Raw genomic sequence first — 25,555 nt, 5'->3', positions numbered from 1 at the left:
GCGCGTGGACGGCGGAATTTCGCCGAGAATCTGAGCCGGAGTCTCGGCCCCGCGCGCTCAAAGCTCTCTCCAACACGCAACGCGGGGTCAGCTACGGCCGATGCCGGGCGGGATCTGACCCCGCGCTGCTTCTGGTGCGGGTTGTGGCTGGTGGGTGGTGGGTCAGGCGTAGTTGTAGAAGCCGCGCCCGCTCTTCACTCCCAGCCAGCCCTTGGCGATGTATTCCTGAAGCATGGGAGCGGATTTGTTCGCAACCCCGGCCAGCTCGCAGTAGTGGTTCTCGATGTCGAGGACCACGTCCAGGCCCACCTCGTCCATGAAGCGGAAAGGGGTGATCTCGGATTTGAAGAGGTCGGCGAACAAGGCGTCCACGTCCCGAGGCTCCGCCACGCCCTCGGCCACGACCAGGAGCGATTCGCGCTTGATCGCCGCCCAGATCCGATTAAAGATGAAGCCTGTACTCTGCTTGCGCACCCAGTGCGGGGCCAGCGCGTACTTGGGCAGTTCGGCCATGAGCAGCTCGATAATCCGTGGATCGGTGTGGCCGCTGGACATCAGCTCCACCGAACGCACGTCCGGCGGCATGTAGAAGTGCATGCTCAGGACACGCTCCGGGCTGCTCACGCCGCCGATGAATTCGGAGGAAGCGAACGAGGAAGAGCTGCTGGCCAGCACGGCGTCCCGGGCTGCCAGCTGGTCAAGGTCAGCGAAGATTGCCTGTTTGAGGCCGAGCTTTTCGGGTACCGCTTCGACCACGAGCCATGAATCCCGCAGGGCGTCCACCAGACTGTCGCTCGCCGCCAGCCGGACCGCCGGGTTGCCCCCGAGCTCGTCCACGGCACGGGGGCGCTGCGTGGCGACGTACTCGATCGCGGCTCTGGCTACGGTGAGGCTCGTGTCGTAGACGCGCACTTCAGCGCCTTGGAGCGAAAGCATCAAGGCGATGCGCCGGCCCAGCGTTCCGCCGCCGATGACGGCAATGGGCCGGTCCGCGATGTCCGCGGGGAGCGTGTAGGTCATGCCGGTTCCTTTCAGGAGGCTGCCAACGGTGCAGCAGCCAGGCGGATGCGGTTCGTGCTGGTGCCCTTGGCGTCAATACAAGGGCAGCCGCAGCAGCAAACACAAGGGCCGGCGGGCAGGGAGGACTAAACTCGGTCCAAGCCCGCTCACGACCGCAAATCCGAGGAGCCCCCATGCGCGCCACGATCATCCACGCCCCCGGTGACATCCGGGTCGAAGACCGCGAATATCCCACCGTCCAGCTGCCCACCGACGTCGTCGTCAAGGTCACCGCTACGTGCGTCTGCGGCTCTGACCTGTGGCCCTACCGCGGCGTGCGGCCCACCCGCAAGCCCACCGCGATTGGTCACGAGTTCATCGGGACGGTGGAGAGCATCGGCTCCGGGATCACCCGCCTGGCGGTCGGAGACCTCGTGATCGCGCCGTTCGTCATCAGCTGCGGCGCTTGCCCTCCGTGCCTCAACGGCGTCACCGTGGCCTGCGAGCATCTGGCCGGTTGGGGCGGCCGGGACGACTCCGGTCACCCCGTCGACGGCGGCCAGGGCGAGGCGGTCCGCGTCCCGCTGGCCGATGCCACCCTGGTCAAGGTTCCCGGGGACACCGAGCCGGATGATGCCCTCCGGAACAGCCTGCTCACGCTCTCGGATGTAATGGCGACCGGGCACCACGCGGCCCTCGCCGCGAAAGTCGGCCCGGGCCGGACGGTCGTGGTGGTGGGCGACGGCGCCGTCGGGCTCTGCGGAGTCCTGGCCGCGAGGCGGCTCGGTGCGGAACGGATCATTGCGATGTCCCGTCACGCCGACCGGCAGGCGATCGCCCGCGAGTTCGGGGCTACCGACATCGTGGCGGAGCGCGGGGACGAGGGCGTCGCCGCGGTCCGCGAACTCCTCGGCGGAGTGCTGGCCGATTCCGTCCTCGAGTGTGTGGGGACCCAGGAATCGATGGATCAGGCGCTGCACAGCACCCGCCCGGGCGGGGCACTGGGCTTTGTCGGCGTCCCCACCGGCGGCGGGGAGGTCCCGCTGCGCTACCTCTTCGACACGAACATCTCCATCGGCGGCGGCATGGCCCCCGCACGGACCTACATCCCGGAACTGCTGGCGGACGTCCTCGCCGGTACCATCAACCCGGGCCGCGTCTTCGACGTTGTGATGCCGTTGGAGGAAGCCCCGGAGGCCTACCGGGCGATGGACGAACGACGTGCCATCAAGGTCCTGCTGACCCCCTGACGGTAAGCCCGGCGGCGGCGGCCGGGAACTGCGCGGGCCGCTGTATTGCCGCTGGTACGGTCCCGCGCAAAGGCGCTTGAAGTGGTCCTTGTCGTGACTCTTGTTCTGCCAGGGCACGGGGGTCTAGCGTGAAGCGCATCAGCATCCGCCGCCGTCGAGGAGCCGTCATGGCAAGGTTCGTGCAGATCATTGAATTCCAGACCTCCCGCATTGAGGAAATTGAAGCGCTGGGCCGGCCGTCCAGGACCGAAGGAAGCACCGCGCCCACTTTCCGCCGGATCCTAGCGACGGCGGACCGCGACCGCCCCGGAACGTATCTCACCGTGGTCGAATTCGATTCCTACGATTCGGCCATGGAGAACTCCGCGCGGCCGGAAACCTCCGACTTCGCGGCACGGATGGCGGCCCTCTGCGATGGTCCGCCGGTGTTCCGCAACCTGGACGTAATGTGGGAGGACAACGGCAGCCCAGCGGACCTTCCGTAGGGGCCAGCCGTGGACTCTGCACTTCCTTCCGCATCGGCCAACGCTTCCGCAGACAAACCCCTCGTGCTGGACCTCGGTGGAATCGGCGATGCTCCCCTGCGGCTGATTGGGGGCAAAGCCCTGAATCTCGGAAAACTCCTCGCGGCCGGATTTTCGGTCCCGCACGGGTTCTGTCTGACCACTGTCGCCTACGAACTGGCGGCGCCGCCGGGGCTCGACGCCCTCGCGGCCGAGCTCGACGCCCTGGGATCCGGCGCGGGGGAAGCTTCAGGCACAGTGACAGCGGGCACGGTTGCCGGGCGCGCCCGCGCCCTGATCGCGGAAGCGCCGATCCCGCACGCGGTGGATGCCGCTGTCCGCGCCGCCTACGCGGAAATGGGGGGAACGCTGCCGGTGGCGGTCCGTTCCTCGGCCACGGCGGAGGACCTGCCTTTCGCCAGCTTCGCCGGGCAGCAGGACTCCTACCTTGATGTCGTCGGCGCCGACGCCGTGGTCGAGGCGGTCCGGCGCTGCTGGGCGTCCCTGTGGAGCGACCGGGCGGTGGCGTACCGGTCCGCGAACGGGTTCGGCAACAACGACGTCGGACTCGCCGTCGTTGTCCAGGCCATGATCGACGCCGCCACGGCTGGCGTGCTGTTCACCGCGAACCCCGTCACCGGGACGCGGACAGAGACGGTCGTCAATGCCAGCCCGGGATCCGGGCAGGCCGTGGTCTCGGGAGCGGTCAATCCTGACCAGTTCGTCCTGGAGACCGCGTCAGGCCGGATCCAGCGGCGGACGCCGGGCGGGACGGAGCCCCGACGGAGTCCGGGAGTGAGCGACCAACGGCTGCAGGAACTGGCGGCGCTGGGAGACGCCGTCCAACGCCTCTTCGGGGCGCCGCAGGACATCGAATGGGCTGTCGACGCCGGCGGCAAGGTGTGGCTCACCCAGTCACGCCCGATCACCACGCTGTATCCGCTGCCCGAGGCCGCCCCCGACGACGCCGCCGGCGCGGCGCCCGCCACCCGGGTGTATCTGTGCGGCACCCTGTTCCAGGGGCTGACCCGGCCGATCACACCGATGGGTCTGGCCGTCCTCGAGCTGATGCGCAACAACAAGGGACACTGGCGGTACGTCAACCCCGGGCTGCGGATGTATGTGGATCTGACGGCGGTTCTCCGCAGCAAGTCCGGCCGCGCCTACCTGTTGCGGATGCTTCCCCTCGCGGACGGCAGATCCGGCGCCGTGCTGCCGGCACTGCTCGAAGACCCGAGGTTCGGCGTCATCAAGCACCGGTTCCTGCAATCCCTCCGCCAAGGCCGGGCCAAGCGCGGCCTCCCGCGTCCGGCACGGCGGGCGGGCGGCACCGAAAATTCGGCCAGCCTCGGCCTCTTCCTGCAGCTGCTTCCCGCCATGGTCCGGCCCGCTTTTCGTCCTGCCGCTGAGCTCCGCCGGGCCAAGTCGTACGGGAAACAGCTCGAATCCTGGCTCCACCTGGCCGAACCCGCCAGCCCCGCCCAGCGGCTCGAGTACACCGAGCAGATCCTGTCCCGGACTGTTAACGGGCTCATCCAGGCCACGCTGCCTGGCCCGTCCGTTGGTTACATCATGCTGGCCGTGGCCCGCAGGCTGCTGCGCGGCATCGCGCCACCCCGGGAACTCGAGGCTGTCCTCCGCGGACTCCCCCACAACATCACGACCGAAATGGACCTGGAACTCTGGCATCTGGCCGTCTCCATCGGCGACGACCCGGTGTCGCGCGAGGAGTTCCTGACAAAACGTCCCGAGGAGTTGTCCGCCGGCTACCTCGCCGGCCAGCTGCCGCCCCAGGCCCAGGCCGGCGTGCGCGGCTTCCTCGCCCGCTACGGCCACCGTGCCGTGGCGGAAATAGACCTCGGCATGCCCCGCTGGTCCGAGCAGCCTGACCACATCCTGGGCATGATCTCCAACTACCTCCGAGTCGAGGATCCGGAGCAGGCCCCCGACAGGCAGTTTGCCCGGGCAGCCGAACTTGCCGAGGACAGGATCCGCAGCCTGGTGGACCGCACGCGGGTCCGGAACCCCTGGCGGGCCCGGGCGCTGGAGCTGAGCCTGCGCCGCGTACGGCAGCTGGCCGGACTGCGCGAACTGCCCAAGTTCTACATCGTCCTGGTGCTCGGCGAAATGCACCGGCAGCTGCTGCGGATCGGTGCGGACCTGGCCTCCACCGGCGTCATCGCCGCGGCCGAGGATGTGTTCTTCCTCGACTTTGACGAGCTCCGGGTCGGCCTGCGCGGGGCGGACCTGCACGGCATCGTCGCGGACCGCCGTCGGCTGTACGACATTGAACTCCGACGCCGGCGTATCCCCCGGTTGTTGCTGTCCGACGGCACGGACGTCGAGGCCGCAGTGATGGCGAAGGCACCGGCGTCCGGCGGCCTGGCCGGAACACCGGCTTCGGCAGGAACCGCCACCGGACGGGTCCGGGTAATTCTGAACCCGGTGGGCGCCCACCTTGAACCCGGCGAAATCCTGGTGGCCCCCTCAACGGACCCCGGCTGGACCCCTTTGTTCCTGACGGCCGGCGCGCTCGTCATGGAAATGGGCGGGGTGATATCCCACGGGGCCGTGGTGGCACGCGAGTACGGTATCCCTGCTGTGGTGGGTGTCCCGGACGCCACCACGCGGCTGCGTACCGGCCAGACTGTCACGGTCGACGGCGCATCCGGCACCATCCGCACGGAGCCGTAATCCGGGACCGCGCCGCAATCTGCCGGATGGCCAGCGCCAGGGCAGGCGGCCCTCACGGCAGTAGCACAGTTGTGCCAGATAGAATAGGGACATGACAACGCCGGCCCGCAAGGCTAGGAACGTCCTGCGCCGGGTCCCGGTGTGGACTTGGCGGGTGCTGATGCACTCAGTGAAGGCCAGCGAGAACTCCCGCTTCAATGTCGACCCGATTACCGGCGTCGAGTATTTCCACGACATCGACTTTGTCGGCGACGGAATCCGGGCGCACACCCTGGACGTCATCACCCCCTCCCCGGCAGCCGGCACCCCAGCCGCCGGAACTGCAGCCGCCAACACGGGGGCATTGCCGGTCTATGTGTACTTCCATGGCGGCGGCTGGACTTCCGGCGACAAGGCCTCGCTGACCAAATACTGCGCGAGCCAGGCCGCGGGCGGCATGGTAGTGGTCAACGTGAACTACCGGAAGGCGCCGCGGTTCCAGATGGTGCACGTGCTCGCTGACGCCAATGCCGCCCTGTCCTGGGTCCGGCAGAACATCGCCGGCTTTGGGGGCGACGGATCGCGGATCGTGCTGGGCGGCGACTCCGCCGGAGGGCAGATCGCAGCCCTCCTGACCGCGGCCAGTTTCCGGCCGGAACTGGCGCGGCACCACGGACTGACACCAGCTGTCCCGGCGTCCGATTTCAAGGGCCTGGTCCAGCATTGCAGTGTGGTGGACTTCTCCGTCTTCTTCGAAAAGGGCTTCGTGCTGAGCCTGAATTTCATCCGCATGCTCCTGCCCGGCCTCCGGTCGGGCGGCAGGAACCGCGGGATCGGCGGAGGATTGCGCCCCGGCGGCCGGTTCGGCGGCACCGGCGCCGCCCGGCTGGCTGCGCTCCGCCACGGGGCGGGTTTCCTGTCCCCGATCGAATGGCTGGATTCCCGCTTCCCGCCAGTCTTCGTGACCACCTCGGAACGGGACTTCTTCTACGCCGCCAACCTGAACTTCATCGCCCGGCTGCGCGAGCATTCCGTCCCCGTGGACAGCCTCATCTACGACTGGGCCAGCGCCAACACCGAACACACCTGGCAACAGGACTTCCGCTATCCGGAATCGCAGGAGGTCTACCGCCGGCTTCACGCTTTCGTGCGCAAAGTCGCCTGATCACCAGCGGGCTCAGCGCCGCCACTCGTGCCGGATCCGCCCCGGCCGCAGCCGCCCGGGGTTATGTTTAGTCCATGGTGTCTGCCGGCAGCAACGCACGGAACAATCCGGAACCTGACGGGTTTGGATCGGCTCTGGTTGATGAAGCTGCCCGCCACGATGCCAGCCTGGGCGACGTGGACTGGGCTGCCCTGCCCGACGGCGCCGTGCGTGGCACCTTCGACGCCCCCAGCGGAACCCTCGCCACGCTCTCCATGGGTATCCCGGGCAACCCGCGGGTGCTCCTGATCCCCGGGGCCACCGGTTCCAAGGAGGACTTTGTCCTGATGCTCCCCGAGCTCGCCGCTGCCGGGTATTTCGTCCTGAGCTGCGACATTGCCGGCCAGTACGAATCCGCCGCCGCAGGCCCGGAAAACCTCACGCCGCCCCGCGCCCACTACGACTACGATTTGTTCACCGATGACCTGGTCGCCATGCTCGACGCCGAAGAAGGGGCCGCGCACGTCGTCGGATATTCCTTTGCCGCGATCGTCGCCCAGCTGGCTTTTTCCCGGCGTCCGGAAAAGTTCCGGAGCCTCACGCTGCTCAGCTGCCCGCCGGAGCCCGGCCAGGCCTTTCGGGGCGTCCAGCGCGTAGGCTGGTTCAGCGGCTGGGCCAACCCGCGGGTGGGAGCCGCCCTGATGATCTGGGGCATCCGCGCCAACGTCGTGCACGTCCCCCAAAACCGGATACGGTTTGTGAAATACCGGTTCCGCTTCACGCGCCGCAAATCCGTGGTCGACATTTTGGGGCTGATGCAGCAGGCGCCTGATCTGAGATCGGCGCTGGCCGCCGCGTCCCTGCCGAAGTTCGTCGCCGTCGGTGAACACGACCTCTGGCCGCTGGCGCTGCACCGCCGCTTCGCGCAGTCCATCGGCGCGCGCATCGCGGTCTACCGGGGCGGGCACAGCCCGAGTGAGACCTCGCCGCACCAGATGAGCCGGGACCTAATCGCGCTCTACGGATCCGCCTAAGGCGCGTCTCCGCGCGGACCAGCCGGTCGACCTCGAAAACACACCCTAGCCCCGATGGTCGCTTTCCCATTGCCGACGGCGGCGGCGGCGCCGCCGGAACGGGCCCTCCTGCCTGCACCCGCAGTGAGGGGTCGGCTATCACCCTCACTTCGGGCGGGATCTGGTAGGAAATGTCCAGATCATCGTGCACCGGCGGGAGGCCCCGATGGACGGAGCCCCGAATGCAATCCCAAACATCCGACCGCAGGGCAAAATTCGAGCCGAATAGCGGAGGATGCCCCAGCAGCCAGCCGATGGCCCAGAAATACCCGGGGATGTAGAGCTTCTGGCCCACCCAGCGGGCGAAGCGGTTGCCGCCATAGAATTCGCCCGGGCCGGACACAGCGGATAACGGGCCGGCCTTGTCCAGGATGCCTGCAACCCGTTCAAGCCAGTCGGCGGGCGGGACGGAGTCGGTGTCCAGCCTGGCAATCAGCTCGAAGCTGGCTTGATCGAAACCATGCGCCGTCGAGGCGGCGATTCCCGGGAGTTCCACCGCGATCCTCCGGGCGCCGGCGGAAGCGCAGATCTCCGCGGTGTTATCCGTGCTGCCGTTGTCCACGACCACGATTTCGTCGGCCGGACGGGTCTGTCGGGCGAGGGCGGCGAGGCAGACGGCGAGCATGTCAGCGTCGTTCCGGGTAGGGATAACCACCGAGATTGTTGTCATCTTGCCCCGACTATAACCCCGCGACACAAAGAAATGCCCCCGTCGGCCTCTTGCACCGCGGCCCCCGGCCCCGTAGGTTGGGCAACAGCGGACGAATGTCTCCGCAGCCGTTGGCCTCCGGGCCGCCGGAGATCAGCAGCATTTCAGAAGGATATGGCATGGCTACAGGCACAGTTAAATGGTTCAACGCCGAAAAGGGTTTTGGCTTCATTGCCCCGGATGACGGGTCAGCCGACGTTTTCGCCCACTACTCGGCAATCGCCAGCAGCGGCTACCGCTCGCTGGACGAGAACCAGAAGGTCGAGTTCGACGTCACCCAGGGCCCGAAGGGCCCGCAGGCCGAGAACATCCGCCCGCTCTAAGTACTCCGGATAGCAGCACCGGCCAGCCGGCCGCCATGCTTTCCCCAAGACCACAAACGCCCCCCTCGAGGATTCCTCGGGAGGGGCGTTTGTCGTTGGCGACCCGCGTTCAGCCCACGTGGACCCACGGCCGCCTGGTCACGTCAGGTTCCGCCTCCCGCAGCACTTCACGGGTCACCGGTGCGATTTCCCCTTCGCCGAATGCCAGGAATCGCAGCAGATTGGTGACCGGGTTGCCTTCGGTCCAGCGGAAGTAGATGTGCGGCATCAGGCCCGTCACGTCGCGGATGTGAAGCAGGACGGAGGCGATCGTGTTCGGGACCACGGGCCCGTGGACTTCCAGGATCCGGTAGCCGTGCCGGGTAATGCCGCGGACCGAAAGCTCCGTCTCGAAGTCGGAGGAATCGTCTACAACCACTTCGAGGAAAAGGGCCCGGTAGTCCAGCGGCAAGTGGCTGACCTCTGTAGCGGACTCCAGTTTCTGCCGGTAGGCCTCCGCGCTGATGCGCAGCGGCTCGTGGGCGATGATCCGCAGCGGCCCGTCCAGCTCATCGGACATGAATTCCAGGGCCTCGCGGTCCAGATGGACTTGGGTGGCGTGCAACTCAAACGAGCGCCGGACCCGGGACAGCAGCGAGATCACAACGATCCCCAGGATGAAGACTGAAGCGATCCTGATGCCTTCCGGGCGTTCGATGATGTTGGCTACGGTGGTGTAGACGAACACGACGGCGATGGCGCCGAACCCGACGGTGCGTACGCGTTGCCGCTGACGGCGGGCTGAGAGCGTCACGGCCACCGCCGCCGACGTCATCAGCACCAGAACACCGGTCGCGTAGGCACCGCCCTGCGCATCGACGTCGGCGTCGAAGAGCCAGGTGATCAGGAACCCGACCAGGGTGAACACGAGCACCAGCGGCCGGACGGCGCGGGCCCACCCGGGGGCCATCCCGTAGCGGGGAAGGTAGCGGGGCACGAGGTTCAGCAGTCCGGCCATGGCGGAGGCCCCGGCGAACCAGAGAATCGCTATGGTGCTGATGTCGTAGACGGTCCCGAACCCCACGCCCAGGTATTCGTGGGCCAGGAACGCCAGCGCACGCCCGTTGGCGTCGCCCCCGGGCTGGAATTCCTGCCCGGGAATCAGCACGACAGTCGTGAAGCTGCTGACGATCAGGAAGCCGCTCATGATGACAGCCGCCGTCGTCAGCAGCTTGCGGGTCCCCTGGATACGGCCGGCGGGGTTCTCCACGGTGTCGCTCGCGTGCCCCCGGATCTGCGGCATGACGGCCACCCCCGTCTCGAACCCGGAAAGACCCAGTGCGAGTTTGGGGAAGACGAGCAAGGCAAAGCCGACCGCGAGCAGCGGGTTCCCGTACGACGTCGAGATCGCCTGCCACCAGTTGTCCACGGCCACGGGGTGCGTGAACACCTCAAAGACCGAAACGGACAAAACCACCAGGTTCAGGCCCAGGTACACGGCGACCAGGACGACGGCGACGCCGATGGCCTCCTTGAACCCGCGCAGGAAGACCGCGCCAAGCATCGCCAGCAGAAACAGCGTGATCAGCACATTCTGTCCCTGCAGCCAACTGGGGGCTATCGGGTTCTGGATCAGGTGCGCCGTGGCGTCCGCCGCCGACAGCGTCATGGTAATCATAAAGTCCGTTGCGGCAAAACCCAGCAGGACCAGGACGAACAGCTTTCCGCCCCAGCGCGGCATGAGCCGCTCAAGCATCGCGATGGAGCCCTCGCCCCGGTGGCTCTCGCCCGCCACCCGCCGGTAGACGGGCAGGGCGCCCAGCAAGGTGATGGCCACGAGCACGAGGGTCGCGAGCGGCGAAATTACCCCCGCAGCGAGCGCTGCGATCGCCGGCTGGTAACCCAGCGTGGAGAAGTAGTCGACGCCGGTCAGGCACATCACCTGCCACCAGGAGTGCTTCTTCTCGTGGATCGTGGGCACTCCGCCCGGGCCCTGGTGGGTGCCCTTGCTGTCCTGCAGCCCGAACAGCAGCCAGTTTTTCAGCCTGGATGTGGTCCGCGACCGCGGCGCCGACGGATCTGCCGGTGGCCGGCTCAGCGTGGTCATGTTCTTCCCTCTCTCACGGAGCGGTCTCAACGGCGTTGCCCCGCACAGCTCTCAGTTGCGAAACTAGCAGCGGCCGCCCGCAACGCCCCTGCTGAGACGGGGATCTTGACGAATCCTTGACGCAGGGCAGCCCTTCCCGGTGCAGCTTGAAATGCAAGAATGGCTCCATGGCACGTGGAACGCTGCGCATCTTCCTGGGGTCAGCACCTGGCGTCGGCAAGACCTACGCGATGCTCCGGGAGGGCCACCGGCTACACGGGGGCGGCGAGGACCTCGTCGTCGCGTTCGCCCGGGACCGGGGGCGCCGCGACACCCGCGCCCTGCTGGCAGGGCTCGAGCTGATCCCGGCAAAGCGGATCCCGTATCAGGGGCTCCACCTTGAAGAGCTTGACCTGGACGCCGTCATCCGCCGCGGGCCCGCCACGGCAATCGTCGATGATTACGCCCACACCAATCCCCCGGACAGCCGGAACGCCCACCGGTGGCAGGATGTTGATGAACTGCTGGACGCCGGCATCAACGTCTTGTCCACCCTGGACGTCCAGCATCTCGCCTCCCTCAGCGACGTCGTCCGCGCCATCACCGACGTCCGGCCGGCGGAGAGCGTGCCTGATGCGATCGCCCGGCGGGCCGGGCAAATCCAGCTGGTGGACATCTCCCCCGAACTCCTGCGGCAGCGCCTCGCGGACGGCAAGATCGTCGCTGCTGACAGGGTCGATGCTGCGCTCGCCAACTTCTATCGTCCGGGCAACCTTGCGGCCCTGCGTGAGCTGGCCTTGCTGTGGCTGGCGGACCGGGTGGATGAAGGACTCGCCAGGTATCGGACGGGAAACGGAATCGAGGCCAGCTGGCCGGCCCGCGAGCGGATCGTCGTCGGGCTGCCCGGCGGTCGCGAGGGTGAAATCCTGATCCGCCGGGCTGCGCGCATCCTCCACCGGGTCAACGGCGGGGACCTGCTGGCGGTGCACGTACGCGCAGCGGAAACTGCGGCCGCAGAATCGCCGCAGGAACTTCAGTCACAACGCCGACTGGTCCAGGACCTTGGCGGCAGCTATCACATCGTGGCCGGGGACGATCCGGCCGCCGCACTGCTGGACTTCGCGCGCAGCGTCAACGCCACCCAGATCGTCGTCGGAATCTCACGCAGTGGCGGCGTTGCCGGACTACTGGCGGGCCTGCGTGGCGGACGCACCGGCGCCAGGGTGGTCCGCGGCGCCGGTGCGATCGACGTCCACATCGTTTCGCAGCCGCCTGAGGGCGGAAGCCCGGGCGTGCCCCGGCGGCGGGATCTGGGCCGTGCCCGCGTGGCGACGGGTTTTGTGCTGGCCGTCCTCCTTCCCGCCCTGCTGCAGCTCCTGCTGGCGGTGAACCCGGATAAGAACCTGGCGGCTACTGTCCTGGTCCAGCTCACCGGCTCCGTCGCCGTGGCGCTGGTCGGTGGCCTGTGGCCTGCGGTCCTCGCGGCGCTCTGGAGCAGCCTGCTGGTGAACTACTTCTCCACCCCGCCGGTAGGCAACCTGACCATCAGCGATTCCCAAAACGTACTCGCGCTTCTGGTGTTTGTCGGGGTGTCCGCCGCAGTCGCCACCGTGGTGGACCTCTCCGCGCGGCGTTCCAAGGAAGCGGCCCACGCGCGGGCGGAGGCCGCCACGCTCGCGGACCTCTCGCGCGGGGCGGCCGGTTCGGAGGACACGATTGTGGGCTTGCTGGAACAAGCCCTGGCCGTCTTCCAGGTCCGGGGCGCGGCCCTTCTGAGCCGCCCGGACGACGACGGCGCCTTCCGGGACGGCGCCGGAGCGGCTGCCCGCCCGGGTGAGGGCTGGCGGCTGATCGCCAGCGCCGGCGAAGTTCCGGCTTTCAGTTCCGGAGCCGGGGACAGCCACGGCACAGCCGGCATCCGCGGTGACAACGTGGAACGGATCGATGCCACCACGTGCTTGGTTCTGTCCGGCCGGGTGCTGCCGGCCAGCGACCGACGCCTGCTCGGCGCCTTTGGGGTCCATCTGGTGGCCCAGTTGGAACGCCAGCAGCTGCTGGCCAGCCGCTCCGAAGTCCTGAAGCTCGCGGAGAGCAACACGATGCGGACGTCGATCCTGCGCGCTGTCTCGCACGATCTCCGCACTCCACTGGCCGGCATCAAGCTCGCGGTGGGAGGCCTTCGGCAGACGGGTGTCCGCTACACCCCGGAGGAAGAGCAGGAGCTGCTGGCAACCATCGAGGACTGTTCGGACCGATTGGAAGTGCTGGTGGGAAACCTGCTGGACATGTCCCGGCTCACGTCCGATTCGATCAACCCGCTGTTGCGGCCGGTGCGGTGGTACGAGGTCATTCCCGGCGGACTGCACGGGATCGCTTCGGGCCGCGTGCGCGTCGAGCTCCCCGCCAACATGCCCGAGGTCGAGGCGGACGAGGGCATGCTCGAGCGTGTCATTGCCAACATCGTGGAGAACGCCGTCAAGTACGCCCCCGAATCCGATATTGTCCTGGCCGGTTCTGCAGGCGTGTTGGGCATGGCAACCGTGAGTGGCCGTCCCGCCGGTGAACTGCGCATCATCGACCACGGAAGCGGCATCCCGGCGGACCGGGTCGTGGACATGTTCCGTCCCTTCCAGCGCCTCGACGACGCGACACAGGCAACCGGGGTGGGGCTCGGCCTGGCCGTGGCGAAGGGATTCACCGAGGCGATGGGCGGCAGGCTGACCGCCGAAGCGACGCCGGGCGGCGGCCTGACCATGGTGATCAGCCTTCCGCTGTCTGCTGGCATCCCGTTCCACGAAGAGCCGGATCAGGCACCGCTGCAGCCGCAATCAGCGGTCATCGGCCGCCTCCATGCACCGCCGATTCTTGCATCCGGGACTGACCCGGCATGACCGCCGTACTGGTAGTCGACGACGACGCTTACCTGCTCCGTGCCCTGCGGATCACATTGCAGGCCCACGGCTACGACGTGGTGACGGCCGTGGATGGGCGTTCGGCGCTGCTCGCTGCCCGGCAGCAGCCGCCAGCCCTCGTGATCCTGGACCTGGGACTTCCTGACATGGACGGATCGGCCGTGATCCGGAAGCTCCGCGGCTGGAGCGCAGTGCCGGTTCTGGTCCTGTCCGCCCGTCATGGTTCCGAGGACAAGGTGGAGGCGCTCGACGCCGGCGCCGACGATTACATCACCAAGCCTTTCGGACTGGAGGAGCTCCTGGCCCGCCTGCGTGCCCTGCTGCGCCGAAGCGCCGAGACGGAGCAGCCGACGGTCATCACTACCGACGCGTTCACCGTGGATCTGGGTAAACGCCGCGTTCTCCGCGACGGCCAGGACATCCGGCTCACACCCACCGAGTGGAAGATGCTGGAGGTGCTGGTCCGGAGTCCGGAGAAACTCGTCACCCAGCAGCAGCTCCTCTCCGAGGTGTGGGGGCCGGCCTACGCGAAGGAGACCAACTACCTGCGCGTGTATATGGCACAGCTGCGCCGCAAGCTGGAACCCGAGGCGGCCACTCCGCGGCACCTCATCACCGAGGCGGGGACCGGTTACCGGTTCCTGCCCTGAGGCTGCACCGGTGGCACCGCTGCCGAAACCCGGGGAACGGTCGTGCTACACGAAAGCGGACTTGCCGGTCACGGCCCGGGCCACAATCAGGGAGTTGATCTCGTAGGAGCCCTCGTAGGTGTAGAGAATTTCGGCGTCGCCAAAGAGCTTGCCCATCTCGTAGTCGCTGCTGATCCCGTTGCCGCCCATCAGCGAGCGCCCCATCGCCACCGAAGCCCGGGCCAGCCGGGTGGTGGTGGATTTGGCCATCGCGGCCTGGACCATTTCGAGCTTGCCGTCTGCCTGGATCCTGGCCAGCTGCGCCATCAGCGACAGCGAGGCGGACGCGTTGCCCAGAATCTCGGCCAGCTGCTGCTGGACCAGCTGGAAGCGTGCCAACTCCTTGCCGAACTGCTTGCGCTCCAGCGAATAAGCCCGCGCGACGTCGAACGCGGCCAGCTGGATGCCGGCGGCCTGCCAGCCCACCCAGGCGCGCGAATCGCGCAGCAGCTCGTTGGCCTTGGAGAAGTCCGTGGCCCCGGGGAGCAGGTTGGACTCCGGGATACGGACGTCGTCGAGCACAATGTCCGCGTTCTGCATGATCCGCAGCCCGATCTTGTTCGCGATCTTTGTCGCTGTGTAGCCCGGGCGGTCGGTCTCCACGATGAAGCCCTTGATCTGCTGGTCCGCGACATCCCGCGCCCAGACCAGGGCGAAGTCCGCGATGGTGCCGGCGCCGATCCAGCGTTTGGCACCGTTGATCACCCACTCGCCGCCCTCGCGCCGGGCCGTGGTGGCCAGCCCGCCGGCGATGTCCGAGCCGTGGTCCGGCTCGGTCAGGGCGAAGGCGCCGATCTGCGTCAGCGCCGTGAGCCCGGGCAGCCAGCGCGCCTTCTGCTCCTCCGAGCCGAGCTGGTCGATCATGCCGACGATCAGCTCGTTGTGGATCCCCACGAGGGCCGAAAGGGACACGTCGGCCCGGGCCACCTCGACGTACATCAGGCCCTTGAACAGCTTGGAGGTGCCGTCCGTCTGCAGGCCGCCGAGGCCGTACTTGCCGAGCTCGGCGAGCAGCCCGAAGGGGAACTCCTCGCGGTTCCAGTAGTCGATCGAGGCCGCCCGGATCCGGGACTGGAGGAAGTCACGGATTTCCTGGTACCGGACCTGTTCCTCCGGGGGCAACAGGTCCACGATGTGCATCAGATCGGCGTCCGGGAACGGCGGTGCCGCCGCGCCCGCCAGCGCTGTTTCATCCTCAATGGCTTGCTGTCCGCTGGCACGTCCTTGTGGCTGCACGGGCATGTATCCCTTCATCGTGGTCCCATCGTGGACCGAGTCGGCCCTTCCAAACCCTTGGATGTCCTAGTATATTGCACAGTGATGGGGATCACGAGAAAACTGGAGATCCCTGGCAACGGCGCCGGGCTTGCAAAGGCTGCGCCGACAAGACTTTCGAAAGGTGCACTATGACCGTCACTGAGGAATTCCGCGCAGCACGCGACCGCATGCTGGACCTCCGCAAGGACTACGAGGCGGCACGAAGCGAATTCCAGTGGCCGCGCTTTGAACACTTCAACTTCGCCCTCGACTGGTTCGACCAGATCGCGGCGGACCCGGTCAAAGCGAACAATCCGGCGCTCGTCATCGTCGAGCAGGACGGCTCTGCCACGCGGCGCAGCTTCGCCGAGCTGTCCCGGCGGTCCGCCCAGGTGGCCAACTGGCTGCGCAGCCAGGGCGTGCGGCGCGGGGACCGGATGATCATCATGCTCGGCAACCAGGTGGAACTCTGGGAACTGATGCTCGCCGGGATCAAGCTGGGCATCGTGATGATTCCCACCACTACCCTGATGGGACCGGCGGACCTCAGGGACCGGGTGGAACGCGGCGGCGCCAACTGGGCCACCGTCGGAAGCGCCAATATCAAGAAGTTCGACGAAGTCCCGGGCGACTACACGCTGATCGAAATCGGCGGAGCCGCGAACCCGTCCGCTCTGCAGTACACGGAGTCGGCCGGGGCGGGGGAAGCGTTCGCCCCGGACGCGCCGACCCGGGCCGACGAAACCCTGTTGCTCTACTTCACCTCGGGTACGACCTCCAAGGCCAAGCTGGTGGAGCACACGCACACCTCCTACCCCGTCGGCCACCTGTCGACCATGTTCTGGATCGGGATGGAACCCGGCGATGTGCACCTCAACGTGGCCTCGCCCGGGTGGGCCAAGCACGCCTGGTCCAATGTCTTCACGCCGTGGATCGCCGAAGCCTGCGTCTTCATCTACAACTACGAGCGCTTCGACGCGAAGGCACTCATGGAGCAGATGGACCAAGAATCAGTCACGAGCTTCTGCGCCCCTCCCACCGTCTGGCGCATGCTCATCCAGGCCGATCTGACCATGCTCAGGAACCCGCCCACCAAGGTGGTGTCTGCCGGCGAGCCGCTCAACGCCGAGGTGATCGACCAGGTCCAGCGCGCCTGGGGCCAGACCATCCGCGACGGCTTCGGCCAGACCGAATCCACGGTGCAGATTGCGAACACTCCCGGCCAGCCGATCAAGATCGGCGCCATGGGCAAGCCGCTGCCGGGCTACGACGTCGTCCTGGTGGACCCCGCCACCGGCGCGGAAGCCGACGACGGCGAGCTCTGCCTGCGCCTGGACCCCCGCCCCGTCGGGCTGATGAAGGCCTACTACGGGGATCCCGAAAAGACGGCGGAGGCATTCCGTGACGGCTATTACCACACGGGCGACATGGCCAGCCGGGACGAGCGCGGCATCATTACCTACGTGGGCCGCGGCGACGATGTCTTCAAGTCCTCGGATTACCGGTTGTCCCCGTTCGAGCTGGAAAGTGTGCTGATCGAGCACCCGGCGGTGGCCGAGGCCGCCGTCGTTCCCTCCCCCGACCCGCTCAAGCTCTCAGTGCCGAAGGCGTTTGTGGTCCTGGCCGCCGGGCACGAGCCCGGCCCGGAACTCGCCGAGGAGATCCTGCAGTACTGCCGCGACCATCTGGCTCCGTTCAAGCGGATCCGCCGGCTCGAATTCGCCGAGCTGCCCAAAACCATCTCGGGCAAGATTCGGCGCGTGGAGCTGCGGCACAGCGAGGAACTGCGCCACGGTGGCGGGACGGTTCCCGCCGGGCTCGGCACGGAGTACTCCGAGGCCGACTTCCCCGGGCTGAAGAGCCCGGCCGAAAAGCTAGGCTGAATCCGATGAGGTTCAGGTCGAGTTGCAGGAGGTGCCGTGGCATCGCCGCTGCCGCGTGATCCGATCGCCGACGCCCGGTTGAACTGGGAGCGGCACGGCTGGTCCGACGTCGCGGCCCCGATGGCTGCCATCACGGCCATCATGCGGACCCAGCAGATCCTGCTGGCCCGGATCGAAGGGGTCCTGAAGCCCTTCGGGCTGACGTTTGCCCGGTACGAACTGCTCGCCCTGCTGAGCTTCGCCCGCAGCGGCGCGCTGCCCATGAACAAGGCGAGTGCGCTGCTGCAGGTCCATCCCACCTCGGTGACGAACGCCGTCGACCGGCTGCAGCAGGCGGGACTGGTCATCCGCTCGCCGCATCCGACGGACGGTCGCACCACCCTGATTGAACTCACCCAGGAGGGGCGGACGCTGGCGAAACGGGCGACGGCGGCGCTCAACTCCGAGGTGTTCGCCCAGTCCGGTTTCGCCGACCAGGATGTCGACCAGCTGATAGGGATCCTGGGAACCTTCCGCCGCAATGCCGGCGATTTCAGCGAGTGACCCCGGCCGGAAGGCCTCAACAGAACTGACGTCCCCGTCACAACGCTGTGGTGGGTTCCGCGGCACCAGGAGACGACTCATGCAGCCGAACGCCTATTCCCGCCCCGATGACCGGGAGCTGCTCCGTGCCTCGCTGCGCCTGCTCTCCGGCAGGTTCCGGCCGGCCGTGCTCTTCGCCGGGCTGGCCAGCGGCGAACTGCTGCAGCTGACGGACTTCCTTGGCACCGCCACGTCCAGCCTGCACCAGGTCGTCGTCGTCCCCGGTGCGGGTCTCGGCGGCCGGGTCTTCACGCAGCGGCGGCCGTTCCTCGTCGAGGACTACATCGCTTCCGAGGGAATCACCCATGAATACGATGTCGCCGTCCGGCGGGAACGCCTGACGTCGATGGCGGCCGTCCCCGTGGTGGTCCAGGACCGGTCGCGGGCGGTGCTGTACGTCGCCAGCAGGGACAGCGTCCCGCTGGGGGAAAACGCTGTGTGCGAGGCGATGGAGGCGGCCTGCGAGATCGCTGCCGAGCTGCGGGTCCGGGACGAAGTGGACCGGCGGGTCTCGATCATCAACACGGCACGGGCCGAGCCGGCCCTGGCCCTGGACCGGAGCTGGCTGGAGCATGTCCGGGAGGCCCACGCAGAGCTGCGGTCCCTGGCGGGGACGGTGTCCGATCCCCAACTGGCGCGGCAGTTGGACATCATCGGCACTCACCTGGCGCCACCGCCAGCCGACGGTGTCCATCCGACGGCCCGGCTGGCCCGCCGTGAACTCGATGTGCTGGCGCAGGTTGCGCTCGGCTGTTCCTACCAGGAAACCGCGGAGCGCCTGGGCCTGAAAGCGGTGACGGTCAAGAGCTACCTGCAGAACGCGATGGCCAAGCTGTCGGCGCACAACCGGCTTGAGGCCGTGTCCGCGGCCCGCCGGCTGGGACTGATCCCGTAGAACGGGGCTGCCGGATGTCACCGGCAACCCCGCTCCCCCACCCGCGGATCCCCCGAAGCCTGAACCGCAGCCTCGATGGCCTCGGCCCAGACCCCTAGGGACGGGCGGCGGGCTCGGTGACCGGCTGCTCCGAGGAGGTGTGCGGCTTGCCGTCTTCCAGCCCCCGCTTTTCACGGTTGGGCAGGGCCAGCGTGCACAGAACGCTGAACACACCGATCCCGGCGAGCAGGACCCCGATGGACCACGCTCCCGACGTGCCGGCGAGCTGGGCCGCCACAAGGGGAACAATGCCTCCGCCGACGACGCCTGCCAGGTTGTAGCCCATGCCGGCGCCGGTGTAGCGGTACCGGGTCTCGAAGAGCTCCGGAAGCAGCGCCCCGGCGGGGCCGTAGGCGATGGCGAAGATCACCAGGGTGACGGTGAGGCCGAGACCGAAGGCGAAAACGGTGTTCGCGCTGAGGATCGGAAACAGCAGGAGGGACCACGGCACGGCGAGGATGCAGGAGGTGGCGATGACCTTCTTGCGGCCGAAGCGGTCCGAGAGGACGCCGGAGGCCAGCGTGGCGGCAGCGACAAAAAACGAGGCGACGATACCGGTACTCAGCACTTCCACCCGGCTCAGTTGCATGCCGGCGGGGCTGGTGGCATAGCTGGTGAGGTACGCGGTGCCAAGGTAAAAGAGAGCGAAGAGCAGCGTCAGGGAGCCACCGGCGAGGAGGATCTCGCGCGGCTGGCGCTTGATGGACTCCAGGATGGGCAGCTTGGTGCTGGATGTGGTGACCGTGGCGGCGTTCTTGAAGACCGGGGTTTCCTCGATGCTCAGCCGGACCCACAGGCCCACGAGAACCAGCACCGCACTGAGAATGAACGGCACCCGCCAGCCGATCGTGATGAAGGCTTCGGACTTGTCCCCCAGCGTCAGGTTGGTGAGGAGGAACGTGCCGCTGGCCAGGGCGAAGGCAACGGACGGGCCGATCTGCGGGAAGGAGCCGAACAGCCCGCGCTTTCCCTTCGGCGCATATTCGGCCACGAGAAGCGTGGCGCCTGCCCATTCGCCGCCCACAGCGAGGCCCTGCACGAAGCGGAGCACCACCAGCAGGATGGGGGCTGCCACGCCGATGGTGCTGGCGTCCGGAATCAGGCCGATCATCACGGTGGCGATACCCATCATGAGCAGCGTGGTGATGAGGGTTTTCTTCCGGCCAATCCGGTCGCCGAAGTGGCCGAAGATGATTGCGCCGACGGGACGGGCGAAGAAGGCGACGGCGAACGTGCCGAAGGAGGCGATGGTGCCGGCCGCGGCGCCCAGGGCCGGGAAGAACACGACCGGGAAGACCAGTGCGGCAGCGGTGCCGTAGATGAAGAAGTCATAGAACTCGATGGTGGTTCCGGCGGCGCTCGCGAAGGCAACCTTGCGCAGGGTCTTGCGGCTGGGCGGCGCCTGCAGCCCGGCCGGCGAAATCGGTGAAACTGAAGTCATGGCAATCTCCTTTGGTGTCAGCCCCGTTGCGCGGCTTTGTGACTTGGATCACCGTAACGAAAAGCGTGGACATCCAACTACCTCCTAAAAGAGGTAGTTCCCAAAAGCGCGGGACAGCCCGGGCGGTCCCCTAGACTTCGTGAAGAAACCAACGCGGAACCTGAGGAGCGCAATGATTCCGGAGATCAACATCTGGGCAGTACTGCTGGCCACGCTGTCCAGCATGGTGGTCGGATCCGTCTGGTACACGCCGAAGGTGTTCGGCAATTACTGGATGCGCGTCGCCAAGGTCACCCCGAGCGGGGACGCCAAGGACGCCGTCAAGCCGATCCTGATCACGCTGGTCGTCAGCTTCGTCAGCGCCTCGGTGCTGGCCGGGGCCGCCGCCATCTCGCAGCACTTCTACGGCGGGGACTTCCTGGTCAACACCCTGGTCACGGCCCTGATCCTGTGGGCCGGGTTCACGGCGGCGCGCTTCATCACCCACGATGCCTTCGAAGGCCGCCCGGCCGGCCTGACGGTGCTGAACTGCGCGCACGAATTCGTGACACTCATGGTGATGGCCCTGATCATCGGCCTGTTCGGCATCAGCGCGGCGTGAGGCCTCGCAGGGGTCTGCGGAGCCCTTGGCTAGCGGTGCGTGAAGTCCGGCTGCCGCTTCTCGGCGAAGGCCGCCATGCCTTCCTTCTGGTCCTCCGTGGCGAACAGCGAGTGGAACACGCGCCGTTCGAACAGCACACCCTGGGCCAGCCCGGTCTCGAACGCGGTGTTGACGGCTTCCTTGGCCACCATCGCCACCGGCTTGGACTTGGAGGCAATCACGGCGGCGGCCTTCAAGGCCTCGTCCACCACGTCCGCGGCCGGCACCACACGGGACACAAGACCGGCGCGTTCGGCTTCCTCGGCGTCCATAAAGCGCCCGGTCAGGATCATGTCCATCGCCTTGGACTTGCCCACCGCGCGGGTGAGCCGCTGTGAGCCGCCCATCCCGGGTAGCACGCCCAGATTGATTTCCGGTTGGCCGAACTTGGCGTTGTCCCCGGCAATGATGAAATCGCACATCATCGCGAGCTCGCAGCCGCCACCCAGGGCGAACCCGGACACGGCCGCGACCACCGGGATCCGCAGCCGGGTGAAGTCTTCCCAGCCCCGGAACCAGTCCGCGGCATACATGTCCATGTAGCCCTTGGACTGCATCTCCTTGATGTCCGCACCGGCGGCGAAGGCCTTTGCGGATCCGGTCAGCACGACCGCCCCTACCTCCGGGTCGGCATCCATGGCCGACACCGCGGCCACGAGTTCGTCCATGGTGGCCTTGTTGAGGGCGTTCAGTGCCTCCGGCCGGTTAAGCGTCACGAGTCCCACCCGGCCGCGCCGCTCCACCAGAATGTTTGTGTAGTGCTCTGTCATGCCTGTCCCCTTAGCTGCTGTTCAGAAATGTTCGGTGTTCGGCTGGCCAGTATTTGGAACCTGGCTAGTGTTCGGATTTGTCCCGGATGTCGGTGATGATGCCGGAGAAGTCCCGGCCCGCCCCGCCTTCCGCGGCAAAATTATCGTAGATTTCGGACGCGAGCGGCCCCAGTCTGGCGGCGACGCCGGTGCTTTCCAGTGCGTTCAGCGCCAGCTTGAGGTCCTTCGCCATGAGGGCTCCCGCGAAGCCGGGCTGATAGTCGCGGTTCGCGGGGCTCGTGGGCACCGGTCCCGGCACCGGGCAGTTGGTGGTCAGCGCCCAGCACTGGCCGGAGGCTGCGGAGGCGACGTCGAAGAGCGCCTGGTGCGTCAGTCCCAGCCTCTCGCCGAGCACAAAGGCTTCGCTGACGGCGATCATCGAGACACCGAGGATCATGTTGTTGCAGATCTTCGCGGCCTGCCCTCCGCCGTGCTCCCCGCAGTGGACCACACGCTTGCCCATCACCTCGAGCATCGGCCGGACCGCCTCGAAGTCCTCCGGCAGCGCCCCCACCATAAAGGTCAGGGTGCCCGCTTCGGCGCCCACAACCCCGCCGGAAACCGGCGCGTCCACGGCCCGGTGGCCGGCCGCGACGGCGAGTGCGGCCGCCTGCCGGGCCTCATCCACGTTGATGGTGGAGCAGTCCAGGAAGAGGGTGCCCGGCCGGGCGACCTCCAGCAGACCCGGCTGCCCCCCAGCGCCGCGGTAGGCATCCAGCACGTGCTGGCCGCTGGGAAGCATGGTCAGCACGACGGCGGCACCCGCCACGGCCTCGGCGGCGGTGTCCGCGGTGGCGATGCCGTGCGCCCGGGCGGTTTCCAGCGCGGCCGGCACCACGTCGAAGCCGGTGACAGTATAGCGGGCAGCAACCAGGTTGATGGCCATTGGCCCGCCCATGTGGCCCAGGCCCAGGAAGGCGACCGGGCCGGCGGGCGTCCCGGACCGGCTCGGTTCAGACGGCGGCGTTTCAGACATTGTTGCGCTCCCTCGAAAGGATCAGTTCACGATCACCCAGCGGTGCGAAATACGATTCGACGTTGTCACGGCTAACTTCCGCGAGCGTGGCCGGCTGCCAGTGCGGGTTGCGGTCCTTGTCTACGACCTGGGCGCGGATGCCTTCGCGGAAGTCGGGCCCGGCGAGGAACCGCAGCCCCACCCGGTACTCCTGTTCCAGCGCTTCCTCAAGGCTCAGCCCCCTGGCCCGGCGCAGGGATGCCAGCGCCACCTTCACGGCCGTCGGCGACTTGGCTTCGATCGTGTCAGCGGCTTCGGAGGCTTCCCCGCCCGCGGTGCGCAGCCGGCGAACGATCTCCTCGGCGTCGTCACTCGAATAGCAGGCATCAATCCATTCCTGCTGCGCCGCGAGGACCGACGGCGGCTCCTCCTCGGCGAAGCGCGCGACGGCGGCGTCCGGCGCCTCACTCTCCAGCGCCTCGGCCAGTTCCGCGAGCTTCGCGGACGGAACGAAGTGGTCCGCGAGGCCCAGGAACAGCGCGTCGGAGCCGCTCAGGTGCGCACCTGTCAGTGCTGCATGCGTGCCCGACTCCCCCGGTGAGCGGGAGAGCAGTAGCGTTCCGCCGACGTCGGGCACAAAACCGATTGTGGTCTCCGGCATGCCCATCCGGGTGCGTTCGGTGACGATCCGGACCGAGCCGTGCGCGGAAATCCCCACACCACCGCCGAGGACCAGGCCGTCCATGAACGCCACATACGGCTTGGGGTAGCCGGAGATAAGCGCGTTCAGCCTGTATTCCTCGGCCCAGAAATCAGCGGTCGCGTCGCCGCCGTCGAGCATGTCGCGGTAGATGGCCACGATGTCGCCGCCAGCGCACAGCCCCCGGTCGCCGGCACCGCGGACCAGCACCGCCGCCACGGCATCGTCGTCTGACCAGCGCAGAAGTTGCTCCAGCATCGCCGATGCCATCCCCGCGGTCAGCGCGTTGACCGCCCGGGGCCGGTTGAGCGTGGTCACGCCCAACCGGCCGCGCCGTTCGAAGAGCACCTCCGCCGCCGGGGTGTCCGGGGAGTGCTTCCCCGCCATCAGCTGCCTTCCGGCATCACAAAGCTGCTGCCGGTGCGGATGCCGGAGGGCCAGCGGGTGGTGACCGTCTTGGTCTTGGTGTAGAAGCGGAACGCGTCCGCGCCGTGCTGGTTGAGGTCGCCGAAGCCGGAGGCCTTCCAGCCGCCGAAGGTGTAGTAGGCAATCGGGACCGGGATGGGGACGTTGATGCCCACCATGCCCACCTGGACACGGCTGGCGAAGTCGCGGGCGGAGTCGCCGTCGCGGGTGAAGATGGCCACGCCGTTGCCGAACTCGTGCTCGCTGCACAGGCGCAGGGCCTCGTCGTAGTCCTCCGCGCGGAGCACACTCAGCACCGGCCCGAAGATCTCTTCCTTGTAGATCGTCATGTCCTTGGTGACGTTGTCGAACAGCGTGGGGCCGATCCAGAAGCCGTTCTCATAGCCTTCGACCTTGAGTCCGCGGCCGTCGGTCAGCAGGGTGGCGCCCTCGTCGACGCCGGCCTGGATGTAGCCCTCGATCCGCTCCTTGGCGGAGGCCGCCACCACGGGGCCGAAGTCAGAGTCCTTGGCGAGGCTGTGGCCGACCTTGAGGTCCGCGATCCGCTCCTCCAGCTTCGCGACGAGCGCGTCGCCGGTGGCCTTGCCGACGGGGACCGCCACCGAGATCGCCATGCAGCGTTCGCCGGCGGAGCCGAAGCCGGCGCCGATCAGGGCGTCCGCGGCCATGTCGAGGTCCGCGTCCGGCATGATCACCATGTGGTTCTTGGCGCCGCCGAAGCACTGGGCGCGCTTGCCGTTAGCGGCGGCCGTGGCGTAGATGTACTGGGCGATCGGCGTGGAGCCGACGAAGCCGATGGCCTGGACCCGCGGGTCCTCCAGCAGCGCATCCACCGCTTCCTTGTCCCCGTTGACGACGTTGAACACGCCCGCCGGCAGGCCGGCCTCGGTGAAGAGCTCGGCGAGCCGCAGCGGCACGGAGGGGTCACGTTCGGACGGCTTGAGAATGAAGGAGTTTCCCGCGGCGAGGGCCGGGCCGGACTTCCAGAGCGGGATCATGGCCGGGAAGTTGAAGGGGGTGATGCCGGCGACGACGCCGAGCGGCTGGCGCAGCGAGTGGACGTCGATCCCGGCACCGGCGCTGTCCGAAAATTCGCCCTTGAGCAGGTGCGGGGCGCCGGCGGCGAATTCCACAACCTCGATGCCGCGCTGGATGTCGCCCTTCGCGTCGAGGAACGTCTTGCCGTGCTCCGAGGACAGCAGGGTGGCGAGTTCGTCCAGGTTCTGGTTGACCAGATCGACGAATTTGAGCAGGATCCGGCCGCGGCGCTGCGGGTTCATGGCAGCCCATACAAGCTGGCCCTTCTCCGCGTTGGAGACCACGTTGCGGACTTCCTCGGTACTGGCCAGCGGAACCCTGGCCTGGACCTCGCCCGTGCACGGATCGTAGACATCGCTGAAGCGCCCCGAAGTGCCTTCAACATGCTGTCCGTCAATGTAGTGGGATAGCTCGCGAACCATGATGGAATGCTCCTTTGCACCGTGTGATTGCCGAAGTGACGGCGGGGCCGCGTGTGACCCACGCCATCTCTGCTCCCGAATATACTCGGACTTCCTACTAAATTCCAGAGCCGCGGCCGCCCGGCAGC

The 25,555-nt window shown here is 67.6% G+C and carries 20 protein-coding genes and 1 pseudogene; 12 read left to right on the top strand and 9 right to left on the bottom strand.

All coding sequences use genetic code 11. The features are described from left to right. Nucleotides 1–162: 162 nt before the first annotated feature. Entirely contained in the window at nt 163–1,020 is an 858-nt protein-coding gene (locus tag J2X01_RS05715; protein ID WP_310051597.1) for a 3-hydroxyacyl-CoA dehydrogenase family protein, read from the bottom strand. Between the two features lie 173 nt (nt 1,021–1,193). Here J2X01_RS05715 and J2X01_RS05710 point away from each other — a divergent pair, with 173 nt between their 5' ends. The 5 genes from J2X01_RS05710 to J2X01_RS05690 all read left to right on the top strand — a co-directional run bounded on the left by J2X01_RS05710 (nt 1,194) and on the right by J2X01_RS05690 (nt 7,603). Beyond that, nucleotides 1,194–2,249, top strand: coding sequence for a zinc-dependent alcohol dehydrogenase family protein (locus J2X01_RS05710; RefSeq protein ID WP_310051595.1), 1,056 nt, complete (start codon nt 1,194–1,196; stop codon nt 2,247–2,249). 167 nt (nt 2,250–2,416) lie between these two features. Continuing rightward, the gene (locus tag J2X01_RS05705; protein WP_310051592.1) at nt 2,417–2,734 is read left to right on the top strand and encodes an NIPSNAP family protein; all 318 of its coding nucleotides are present in this window, start codon (nt 2,417–2,419) and stop codon (nt 2,732–2,734) included. A 9-nt stretch (nt 2,735–2,743) separates the two neighbouring features. Continuing rightward, a complete protein-coding gene (locus tag J2X01_RS05700) occupies nt 2,744–5,446 on the top strand; it encodes a PEP/pyruvate-binding domain-containing protein (protein WP_310051588.1) in 2,703 nt (900 codons plus the stop codon). Between the two features lie 91 nt (nt 5,447–5,537). Beyond that, complete coding sequence (locus J2X01_RS05695) at nt 5,538–6,590, top strand: alpha/beta hydrolase (RefSeq protein ID WP_310051586.1); 1,053 nt, start codon at nt 5,538–5,540, stop codon at nt 6,588–6,590. A gap of 74 nt (nt 6,591–6,664) precedes the next feature. Next, complete coding sequence (locus tag J2X01_RS05690; protein WP_310051584.1) at nt 6,665–7,603, top strand: alpha/beta fold hydrolase; 939 nt, start codon at nt 6,665–6,667, stop codon at nt 7,601–7,603. 172 nt (nt 7,604–7,775) lie between these two features. Here J2X01_RS05690 and J2X01_RS05685 read toward each other — a convergent pair. Beyond that, nucleotides 7,776–8,312 (bottom strand): annotated as a pseudogene (locus tag J2X01_RS05685) (glycosyltransferase family 2 protein); the annotation flags it as partial. 158 nt (nt 8,313–8,470) lie between these two features. Here J2X01_RS05685 and J2X01_RS05680 point away from each other — a divergent pair. Continuing rightward, on the top strand, nt 8,471–8,674 hold the full coding sequence (locus J2X01_RS05680; protein ID WP_013599688.1) for a cold-shock protein: 204 nt from the start codon (nt 8,471–8,473) through the stop codon (nt 8,672–8,674). Nucleotides 8,675–8,783: 109 nt separating this feature from the next. Here the strand turns inward: J2X01_RS05680 and J2X01_RS05675 are convergent, their stop codons facing one another. Further along, on the bottom strand, nt 8,784–10,760 hold the full coding sequence (locus tag J2X01_RS05675) for an APC family permease (protein WP_310051581.1): 1,977 nt from the start codon (nt 10,758–10,760) through the stop codon (nt 8,784–8,786). 167 nt (nt 10,761–10,927) lie between these two features. Between J2X01_RS05675 and J2X01_RS05670 the strand changes: the two genes are divergently transcribed. Both J2X01_RS05670 and J2X01_RS05665 read left to right on the top strand, forming a co-directional pair. Next, nucleotides 10,928–13,630, top strand: a complete 2,703-nt coding sequence (locus J2X01_RS05670) for a DUF4118 domain-containing protein (RefSeq protein WP_310051578.1) — start codon at nt 10,928–10,930, stop codon at nt 13,628–13,630. Then, nucleotides 13,627–14,301, top strand: coding sequence for a response regulator (locus J2X01_RS05665; protein ID WP_310051576.1), 675 nt, complete (start codon nt 13,627–13,629; stop codon nt 14,299–14,301). The genes J2X01_RS05670 and J2X01_RS05665 overlap by 4 nt, the downstream gene beginning before the upstream one ends. A gap of 45 nt (nt 14,302–14,346) precedes the next feature. On the opposite strand, the gene J2X01_RS05660 is transcribed toward J2X01_RS05665, so the two are convergent. Further along, complete coding sequence (locus J2X01_RS05660) at nt 14,347–15,480, bottom strand: acyl-CoA dehydrogenase family protein (protein ID WP_310051698.1); 1,134 nt, start codon at nt 15,478–15,480, stop codon at nt 14,347–14,349. 266 nt (nt 15,481–15,746) lie between these two features. Between J2X01_RS05660 and J2X01_RS05655 the strand changes: the two genes are divergently transcribed. The 3 genes from J2X01_RS05655 (at nt 15,747) to J2X01_RS05645 (ending at nt 18,957) form a co-directional block, all read left to right on the top strand. Beyond that, nucleotides 15,747–17,480: an AMP-binding protein gene (locus J2X01_RS05655; protein WP_310051573.1), complete on the top strand. Its 1,734-nt coding sequence runs from the start codon at nt 15,747–15,749 to the stop codon at nt 17,478–17,480. A gap of 36 nt (nt 17,481–17,516) precedes the next feature. Further along, on the top strand, nt 17,517–18,023 hold the full coding sequence (locus J2X01_RS05650; RefSeq protein ID WP_310051571.1) for a MarR family winged helix-turn-helix transcriptional regulator: 507 nt from the start codon (nt 17,517–17,519) through the stop codon (nt 18,021–18,023). A 79-nt stretch (nt 18,024–18,102) separates the two neighbouring features. Beyond that, the gene (locus J2X01_RS05645; RefSeq protein ID WP_310051567.1) at nt 18,103–18,957 is read left to right on the top strand and encodes a LuxR C-terminal-related transcriptional regulator; all 855 of its coding nucleotides are present in this window, start codon (nt 18,103–18,105) and stop codon (nt 18,955–18,957) included. A gap of 94 nt (nt 18,958–19,051) precedes the next feature. Here J2X01_RS05645 and J2X01_RS05640 read toward each other — a convergent pair whose 3' ends face one another. After that, nucleotides 19,052–20,437 carry an MFS transporter gene (locus tag J2X01_RS05640; RefSeq protein ID WP_310051564.1) on the bottom strand — a complete coding sequence of 462 codons (1,386 nt, stop codon included), beginning with the start codon at nt 20,435–20,437 and terminating at the stop codon, nt 19,052–19,054. 172 nt (nt 20,438–20,609) lie between these two features. Between J2X01_RS05640 and J2X01_RS05635 the strand changes: the two genes are divergently transcribed. Beyond that, a complete protein-coding gene (locus J2X01_RS05635) occupies nt 20,610–21,038 on the top strand; it encodes a DUF1761 domain-containing protein (protein WP_310051561.1) in 429 nt (142 codons plus the stop codon). A 29-nt stretch (nt 21,039–21,067) separates the two neighbouring features. Here J2X01_RS05635 and J2X01_RS05630 read toward each other — a convergent pair whose 3' ends face one another. From J2X01_RS05630 to J2X01_RS05615, 4 genes are all read right to left on the bottom strand, one after another. After that, nucleotides 21,068–21,847: an enoyl-CoA hydratase gene (locus tag J2X01_RS05630; protein ID WP_310051558.1), complete on the bottom strand. Its 780-nt coding sequence runs from the start codon at nt 21,845–21,847 to the stop codon at nt 21,068–21,070. A gap of 64 nt (nt 21,848–21,911) precedes the next feature. Further along, nucleotides 21,912–22,862: a 3-hydroxyisobutyrate dehydrogenase gene (gene mmsB / locus J2X01_RS05625; RefSeq protein WP_310051555.1), complete on the bottom strand. Its 951-nt coding sequence runs from the start codon at nt 22,860–22,862 to the stop codon at nt 21,912–21,914. Then, complete coding sequence (locus tag J2X01_RS05620; protein ID WP_310051551.1) at nt 22,855–23,928, bottom strand: enoyl-CoA hydratase/isomerase family protein; 1,074 nt, start codon at nt 23,926–23,928, stop codon at nt 22,855–22,857. The genes mmsB and J2X01_RS05620 overlap by 8 nt, the downstream gene beginning before the upstream one ends. Then, nucleotides 23,928–25,427, bottom strand: coding sequence for a CoA-acylating methylmalonate-semialdehyde dehydrogenase (locus J2X01_RS05615; RefSeq protein ID WP_310051548.1), 1,500 nt, complete (start codon nt 25,425–25,427; stop codon nt 23,928–23,930). Before J2X01_RS05615 ends, J2X01_RS05620 begins: the two co-directional genes overlap by 1 nt. Nucleotides 25,428–25,555: the final 128 nt, after the last annotated feature.

Origin of the sequence: Arthrobacter ginsengisoli (genome assembly GCF_031456935.1) — a bacterium.
Lineage (GTDB): Bacteria > Actinomycetota > Actinomycetes > Actinomycetales > Micrococcaceae > Arthrobacter > Arthrobacter ginsengisoli.
This window is presented reverse-complemented; position numbering and strand designations above follow the sequence as displayed.